The following is a 7,579-nucleotide window of genomic DNA, read 5'->3' on the forward strand; positions in this document are numbered from 1 at the left end:
CGCACTAACGTTTTACGAACATACATTCTTTGTGCTATAATCGGTTAAACGAATGATCAGGGGGCGTTTCAGGCATGAAATTTTTACACACTGCGGACTGGCACATTGGTCGCAGGCTGCATGGCTACGACTTGAGTGCAGAACAGGCCGACGCACTGAGAAAACTGGAAAAAACCGCCATTGACGAGAAAGTTGACGCAATCGTGATTGCAGGCGATATCTACGATCGCGGGATGCCAAGCGAAGATTCCGTCCGGATGGTCAACGGGATGCTTAAGAAACTGAATCTGGAGGACAATTTTCCTCTATTGGCCATCAGCGGGAATCATGATTCTGCCGAACGTCTTTCAACGGGCTCGGAATGGTTTGAGGAAACTTCTTTTTATCTGCATACGAAGATTGAGCAGGCAATAGAACCGATTGAAATGTCTGGAGTACAGTTTTTCCTGATGCCTTATTTTGAAATCGGCGAAGCAAGGAGATTCTTGGAAGACGAAACGCTCAAAAGTGCTGATCAATGCGTCAGGCGGATCGTTTCCCTGATGAAGGAACACTTTAAGAAAGGATGCAGGCATGTGCTCGTGGGGCATTTCTTTGCTGTTGGTTCCTTGAAAACCGATTCTGAAACCCAAAGCGAAGTCGGCGGACTCGATGCAGTCGGAACGGATGAGCTGGACTGTTTTGACTACGTTGCTCTGGGACATCTTCATCAGCATCATGCATCAAGATCAGAAAGGGTCAAGTACAGCGGCTCGCTTTTAAAATACTCGGTTTCTGAAACGTCAGATCAAAAAGGAGTCTACATTGTCGATACCGATTCGGAAACAATTGACTATAGACCACTGTCACCGTTGAACGACGTGCGAGTCGTCAAAGGACGCTTCGAAGATCTGATCAAGCCGGAAAATTATCGGCAGATTCCCAATGATGATTACGTTGCGGTCGAACTGGAAGATCGCATTCCAATCATCGACGTGATGAACCGGCTGAAAAAATGCTATCCGCGGATTATCGAGTTAAGACGTGCCAACGGTCGTGTTAATCGCGAAAAGAGCGGCTTGAAGAATTTTGAAAAATTATCGGAAATGGATCTGTTCAAAATGTTTTATAAAGATGCCGTTGGAGACGATCCTGACGAAGAACAGTGCGAAATGATGGAACGGGCGCTTCAGACCGTGAAAAACGGGGGGAAAATCCAATGAAACCATTGAAATTGAAAATGAAGAATTTTGGACCTTACAAGGATGAAGAAGTTGATTTTACAAAATTCAGTGAAACGCCGCTTTTTTTGATTACGGGCGATACCGGGAGCGGCAAGACGACCATTTTTGATGCGATGTGTTTTGCTCTTTACGGTCAGAGTTCAACTGGAAAGGACCGCAATGGTCTGTTGCTTCGCAGCGACTTTGTAAAGGATCCCAAGGAAAAGACGGAAGTTGAATTGAAGTTTTCGCATCAAGGAAAAGAATATTATGTCATGCGTTGTTTTTATGAAAGTCAGAGCACCGTTGTCAAAAAAGCAGATTTTAAATATCAGGATGCAGACGGAAACGTTGAGGAACTGACGAAATTGAAGGAGATTGGCACAAAAATAGAAAGTCTTCTCCATTTAAATGCCGAGCAGTTCAGGAAAATTATTCTTCTTCCTCAAGGTAAATTCCAAGAATTCCTGATGTCGGACAGCAATGAAAAGGAAAAAGTGCTCAGCCAGATTTTTGGAACTGATTTTTATGACGACTGGGTTTCTGAAATAAAAAAACAGGCAGATGAAGCCAGGACTGACAGTGATGAAATCAAAAAAGAACTTTCATTCGAACAAAGGCAGGCGGTTTTTTCGGAAACCGAACCGGAATCAGAACCAATCGCAGACTGGTTCGATGCACTGGATTTGCAAATAAGAAGCGATGAGGAAAAATTCACCAAAGCCAGGGAAACTGAAGAAGAAACGCAGAAAAAAGTCAATGAATCATTGAAGAAGATGACATTGGACGAACAACTTGAGCAGGACTTCCAGGAATTTGAAAGCGTTGGCCGGAAAATGAAATTTCTGGAACAGGCAAGGCCGGGAATTAAAAGCCAGGCAGATTATCTGGCGGAACTTAACTGGGCTTTGGGCTGTGAAACGATGGTCTTCAAAAAGAAGTCGTCCCGAAAACGTCTGGAAGAACTCAAGGCAGACATTGAAAAGCAGAATTCCGAATTTTTCGGAACGAAGGAAAAACTTGTCAAGGCACTGGAGATTCAGCAAAGCCTTTTGAAAAAGGCTTCAAAAAGAGAAAAGGCGCAGGCTGATTTCAATTTGTGGCAGGGGAGGGTCGGAATATACGACGAGACCGAACAAAGAAGGGCTGAACTTGCTGAATTGCAGGCTCAGGCAGACAAATCAGCAAAAAAACTGAATGACAAAAAAGCAAGTCTTGAACAAAAAGCAGTTTCTCAAAAAGCTTTGTCTGATTTTATCGAGAAAAGTTCCAGTTCAGCCGATGAAAAGCACCGCCTTGAACTGGAACTGCAGAAATTGGCTGAAAATGAAAAAACGCTTCAGGAATGTAAAGCGCAGAATCGTGAACTGGAAACTCTGAAAAGTGAAAAAGATACTTTGGCAAAAGAATATGCTGAAGCAGCAGAGCTTCAAAGGAAAGCTGAGCAGAATTATGAAAATATTCAGAGTCAATGGGCCAGACTTCAGATTAACGAATTGGCCAGGCTGCTCAAGCCGGGGGAAGCATGTCCTGTTTGCGGCAGTCTGGAGCATCCAAACCCTGCATTTGATAATGAAAGAAATGTTTCAGTAACTGAAAGTCAGGTAAAAAGTGCTAAGAAAAGACATGACGAGTCGGTTGCCAGGGCTTCGGAAAAAAAGGCCAGAACTGATGCCAAAACGAAAGAACTCAGCGAACGAACTGCGGTTTTCGTGAAAAAAATAACGGCATTCAGTCAAGAACTCGGTGATGATGCCATTGAAATCAGTGTGCTTGAAGAAAATCTCGATGCCAGGAGAGCAGAAAACGAAGGAAAACTCGCTCAAGCCAGAGAAATGGTGCAGAAAAGAAATGAAGCCGAGGTGCAGCTTAGGACTTTGCAGTCGGAAATCGAACGGGAAAAAGAGCTTGTTTCCGTTTTGAAACAGGAACTCAGTGAACTTCAGGCGAAGATTTCAGGCAGGAATGCCGGTTTGGCGGAACTTGAAAAACAGTTGCCAAAGCAGTTCAAAAGCAAAAAAGAGCTGCAGGAACAACTGAATCAGTGGAATGAGTTCGTTCAAGAATATGATGACGACAAGTCAAGAAATGATGAAGAAGTCTCTGAACTTGAAAGAAAGCGCGCCTCAATGAAAGCGTTGATTGAAAAGGAAGACGATGATCTGAGAAATGAAATCAAGAACCTTCAGGATTATGAAAGGGAAATCGAGTCAATTTGTTTAAAGAAGGGGATTGCCGTCAGAAGGCTTTACGATTTGTTGGGAGAAAAGAATCGGATTGCTGAGATTGAGCGTGAAATCAGCGATTTTCAGAAAAAAGAGGCGACTGTTTCGGGCGAATATGCTGCAAGGAAAAAGAAAATTGACGGGAAGATCCGGCCGGAAATCGAAGAAATGAAACAGATGCAGCGTGATGAACAGAAACGACATGAACGCGCAAAAGAACTTTTGCAACATGCAGACAATCAGCTGAGAAAAAACAGGGAGTGTCGCAAAAAGGCCAAAAAAGTCTGGAAGAACTGCAGGAAAAAACTGGCGCTTGCCGAGAGAAAGCAGTCTTTGTATAATGTTCTTCATGGTCAAAAGGGGATTGCTCCGGGATTTTCACGCTTTGTTCTGGCGAACTATCTCAGAAACGTAATCGAAGTGGCAAACGTTCATCTTGATAAGTTGACAGATGGCAGATATAATCTGATCTTGGATGACGAGGCTAAGGCAAACGTCAAGAATATGGGGCTGGAACTTGACATCTATGACGATAATGCCGGCGTTAACCGCCCCGTTCACACGCTGTCCGGGGGCGAACGCTTTATTTTCTCTCTTTCTCTTGCATTGGCACTGGGAGAAATCATTCAGGAAAGAAACGGCGGCATCAGCATTGAGGCCATGTTTATCGACGAAGGGTTCGGAACGCTTGACGGAGAAACGCTGCAAACGGTTCTTGACGCTTTGCAGTCTTTGGAAAACAACGATCGAATGATTGGCATTATCAGTCACGTCGACAAGTTTAAAGAGCAGATTCCTGCTCAGATTCGGGTAACGTCAAGGGATGGCATCAGCACGATTGATTATCAGACCGAATTCTAAAAAGTTCGAAGGCAGGTTTTTGTAAAATGCAATATAAGACACATCTGGCGGTATCATTGGCAGTCGGAATTCCCTTGATGTCTTGTACAGGCGACCTTAATTTTCCGAATGCGCTGGCCTTTTGCGCAGGTGCGCTTTTGCCCGACATAGATCATCCGGGTTCTTATATGGGAAAGAAAAACAAGTTTCTCAGCAAGTTGACCAATAAGACGCTGGGACACCGCGGCGGAACGCATTCACTTCTTTTCGCAGCGTTGGTCTATGCATTCTTTGTATGGATCAGAAATCTTTATTTCACTCAGGCAGCCTGCTTTGTCCCTTTTTGGATTTTATGCGGATATCTGCTGCATTTGACAGAGGACAGTTTCTCAAAGGAAGGAGTCAATTGGTTTTGGCCATTGACAAAACATAAAGCTAAATCAGGCGGTCGGTTTGCGTACTATAGTACAGGAAAGCTGAGTGAGTTTTTGATTTTTCTGGCAGCGGGATGCATTGTTCTGCTGGAATTAAAGCTGGCATATGACGGTAGTCTGAAAAGTTTGACTCCCGGTAGAACAGGTGAATTCTTAAGGTATTCGATCGAATTTCTTAAACGCGTTCTATGTCTCAAGACATGAAGTTTCCTGTGGACTTTTAGAACCGTTTGAGCAATAATATTAACATAGAAATGACCTTAACTTTACTAATTAGGATATGGGAATACCGGTGTTGACGGTATTAAATAAATCAGGAAGGGAAAAGCTATATTTCTTTCTCGAACATAATCGTTTAATGCATGTGATTATGTTTGCTCACATTTTATATAGCAGAGGGGAAAATCCATGTTGAGAGATTCTGAGATATTAGTTGCTGCTGCACAGAAACTGAAGGACTATGAAATCAAGTCGACGCCTCAAAGACAGGTGATTTTGGCTTATTTGATGAAATCAAAGGAGCATCCTTCAATTGAGACAATCTATAAGTATCTCAAGAAGAACGATTTTAACGTCAGTTTGGCAACCGTCTATAATACTTTGCAATTATTTGAGCAGAAGAAACTTGTGATTGAGGTTGCGGTTGACCAGACTGGTCATATGAGGTATGACTATTTTGACAATCCGCACTATCACATGATTTGCGTGAATTGCGGCAAAATTGAAGACGTTTTTGATGATGCGTATCGCCAATTTGAGAAAACTGCTGCCTCAGATACAGGATATAAGGTTTTTGGCAGCCAATATGAAGTTCTGGGTCTTTGCCCTGCGTGTCAGCGCAAGGAAGACAGAAAAGTAAAATAGGCAAGGCAATTGATGAATCAAGGTTAATATGCTACAATTGGAACGTTAATGCTTAATCAATTAACAACAAACATTGAAGCGACGAAGTAGATCGTCAGGTCACTGGCCAAGAGAACTGATGGTGCTGAAAATCAGCGCAAACTTGATGATTGAATTACATTGTGGAGTTTGAACGGTTCATCTCGATATCGATGACTGGAGTTGATCGCCGTTTTTTGTAAAGTACGGTGATAATCTGGGTGGTAACGCGGAAAATTTTCGTCCCTGATGTCTGACGGCATCAGGGATTTTTATTTTAGGAGGAATTTCGATGACGAACATAATCGATGAATTGAAATGGCGCGGGGCTGTTAATCAAGTTTCTGACGAAGAGAACTTGAGCAAACTATTGGATGAAAAGTCTGTCGGAGTTTATTGCGGAACGGATCCGACAGGCGACAGTCTGCACGTTGGGCATTTGATTCCGTTCATGATGCTCAAGAGGTTTCAGTTGGCAGGCCACCGTGCATTTATCCTGATTGGCGGGGGAACAGGTTCAATTGGTGATCCGTCCGGAAGATCAACGGAACGGACATTGCAGACGATGGAACAGGTTCATCACAACGAGGAAGCCTTGACTTCACAAATGAAGAAGCTTTTTGGCAAGGACAATATCACGATCGTCAACAACTACGATTGGCTTTCAAAGATCAGTCTGCTTGACTTCCTGCGCGATTATGGCAAGTTGTTCAACATTAATACGATGTTGAACAAGGAAGTCGTTGCAAGTCGTCTTGAGGTCGGAATTTCATTCACTGAATTTACCTATCAGATTCTTCAAGCTGTTGATTTCCATCATCTGCTGATGGAAAATGACGTTCAGCTTCAAATCGGCGGTGCCGATCAATGGGGCAACATCACGGCCGGAATCGATTTGATTCACAAGATGGAAGGGTCGGATACGCAGGCATTCGCATTGACGATTCCGCTGATGCTGAAAGCAGACGGAACAAAATTCGGTAAATCTGCCGGCGGCGCGGTCTGGCTTGATCCTGAAAAGACTACGCCTTATGAATTTTATCAATTCTGGCTTAACCAGGATGATCGAGATGTCGTCAAGTATCTCAAGTACTTCACGTTCCTTGGAAAGGAAGAAATCGAAGAACTTGCCAAAAAAGTTGAAACGGAACCTGAAAAGCGAGAAGCACAGCGTCGTCTTGCTGAAGAAGTTACCGAATTCGTTCATGGCAAGGAAGCTGTTCGCCAGGCTGAGCATATTTCCAAAGCTTTGTTCTCCGGTGAAGTCAAAGATTTGACCGCGGCTGAAATTGAGCAAGGATTTAAGAACATGCCGACTGTTGCGGTCAACAAGGAGCCGGAAAACATTGTCGAATGGCTGGTTGCGAGCGGCATTGAAAAATCAAAGCGTCAGGCTCGTGAAGATGTAACTAATGGTGCCATTTACATTAATGGTGATCGAATCAGGGATCTTGAATTCATGATTGATCCAAGCAAGCAGTTCGACGGCAGGTTCGTGATTGCGCGTCGCGGCAAGAAACGTTATTTCCTTGGACGCGTAACTGATTAGTATTTTTTAGAGTCGGGATTTAACCGGCTCTTTTTTTGTTGAAAAATAAAACAGCAAAAGAATGCGAAAATTCTAAAGAAAAAAATTATTTCGTGTTATGCTGACTTGGAATAACGTCAGAGATGTAAAACAGGAGCGCTTTTAATGTAAAAACGAACTATTATAATGATGAATGATTTTTGATTCGCTTTTTGAAGTGTGACGGATTGCCGATGTAAACAGAAGGCTAAAAAAGGTGTTGACGATTAATAACAATCAGAGTATAGTAATTTATGTTGTTACGGCGCAGGTCGTTAACAAGTTCTAAAAAACTTATTTCAAAATTATTCTTGACATCATCGAATGGCTTTGATAAAATAATTAAGTCGCTTGCAAGAGTAAGCAATGAATGTAGATCTTTGAAAACTGAACAAAGTTTCGATAAGCAAATGTGCAGGGTTTCCTGTT

5 protein-coding genes are annotated in these 7,579 nt (G+C 42.9%); all 5 read left to right on the forward strand.

The annotated features are described in order from the left end of the window. The first annotated feature begins 74 nt into the window (after nt 1-74). The 5 genes from V7Z60_RS02770 to tyrS all read left to right on the forward strand — a co-directional run bounded on the left by V7Z60_RS02770 (nt 75) and on the right by tyrS (nt 7,132). Nucleotides 75-1,202 (forward strand): exonuclease SbcCD subunit D, encoded by a 1,128-nt coding sequence (locus V7Z60_RS02770; protein WP_334116109.1) that lies wholly within the window; start codon nt 75-77, stop codon nt 1,200-1,202. After that, nucleotides 1,199-4,288 carry an AAA family ATPase gene (locus V7Z60_RS02775; protein WP_334116110.1) on the forward strand — a complete coding sequence of 1,030 codons (3,090 nt, stop codon included), beginning with the start codon at nt 1,199-1,201 and terminating at the stop codon, nt 4,286-4,288. Before V7Z60_RS02770 ends, V7Z60_RS02775 begins: the two co-directional genes overlap by 4 nt. Before the next feature lie 26 nt (nt 4,289-4,314). Continuing rightward, a complete protein-coding gene (locus V7Z60_RS02780) occupies nt 4,315-4,905 on the forward strand; it encodes a metal-dependent hydrolase (protein WP_334116112.1) in 591 nt (196 codons plus the stop codon). A 204-nt stretch (nt 4,906-5,109) separates the two neighbouring features. Next, entirely contained in the window at nt 5,110-5,565 is a 456-nt protein-coding gene (locus V7Z60_RS02785) for a Fur family transcriptional regulator (RefSeq protein WP_334116113.1), read from the forward strand. Nucleotides 5,566-5,875: 310 nt separating this feature from the next. Next, complete coding sequence (gene tyrS / locus V7Z60_RS02790) at nt 5,876-7,132, forward strand: tyrosine--tRNA ligase (RefSeq protein ID WP_334116115.1); 1,257 nt, start codon at nt 5,876-5,878, stop codon at nt 7,130-7,132. Nucleotides 7,133-7,579: the final 447 nt, after the last annotated feature.

The organism is Ligilactobacillus sp., assembly GCF_036846325.1.
Lineage (GTDB): Bacteria > Bacillota > Bacilli > Lactobacillales > Lactobacillaceae > Ligilactobacillus.

Excerpts from the sequence above, each read along its gene's own strand:
- V7Z60_RS02770 (WP_334116109.1), top strand. The coding sequence starts at position 75 with ATGAAATTTTTACACACTGCGGACTGGCACATTGGTCGCAGGCTGCAT.
- V7Z60_RS02775 (WP_334116110.1), top strand. The coding sequence starts at position 1,199 with ATGAAACCATTGAAATTGAAAATGAAGAATTTTGGACCTTACAAGGAT.
- V7Z60_RS02780 (WP_334116112.1), top strand. The coding sequence starts at position 4,315 with ATGCAATATAAGACACATCTGGCGGTATCATTGGCAGTCGGAATTCCC.
- V7Z60_RS02785 (WP_334116113.1), top strand. The coding sequence starts at position 5,110 with ATGTTGAGAGATTCTGAGATATTAGTTGCTGCTGCACAGAAACTGAAG.
- tyrS (WP_334116115.1), top strand. The coding sequence starts at position 5,876 with ATGACGAACATAATCGATGAATTGAAATGGCGCGGGGCTGTTAATCAA.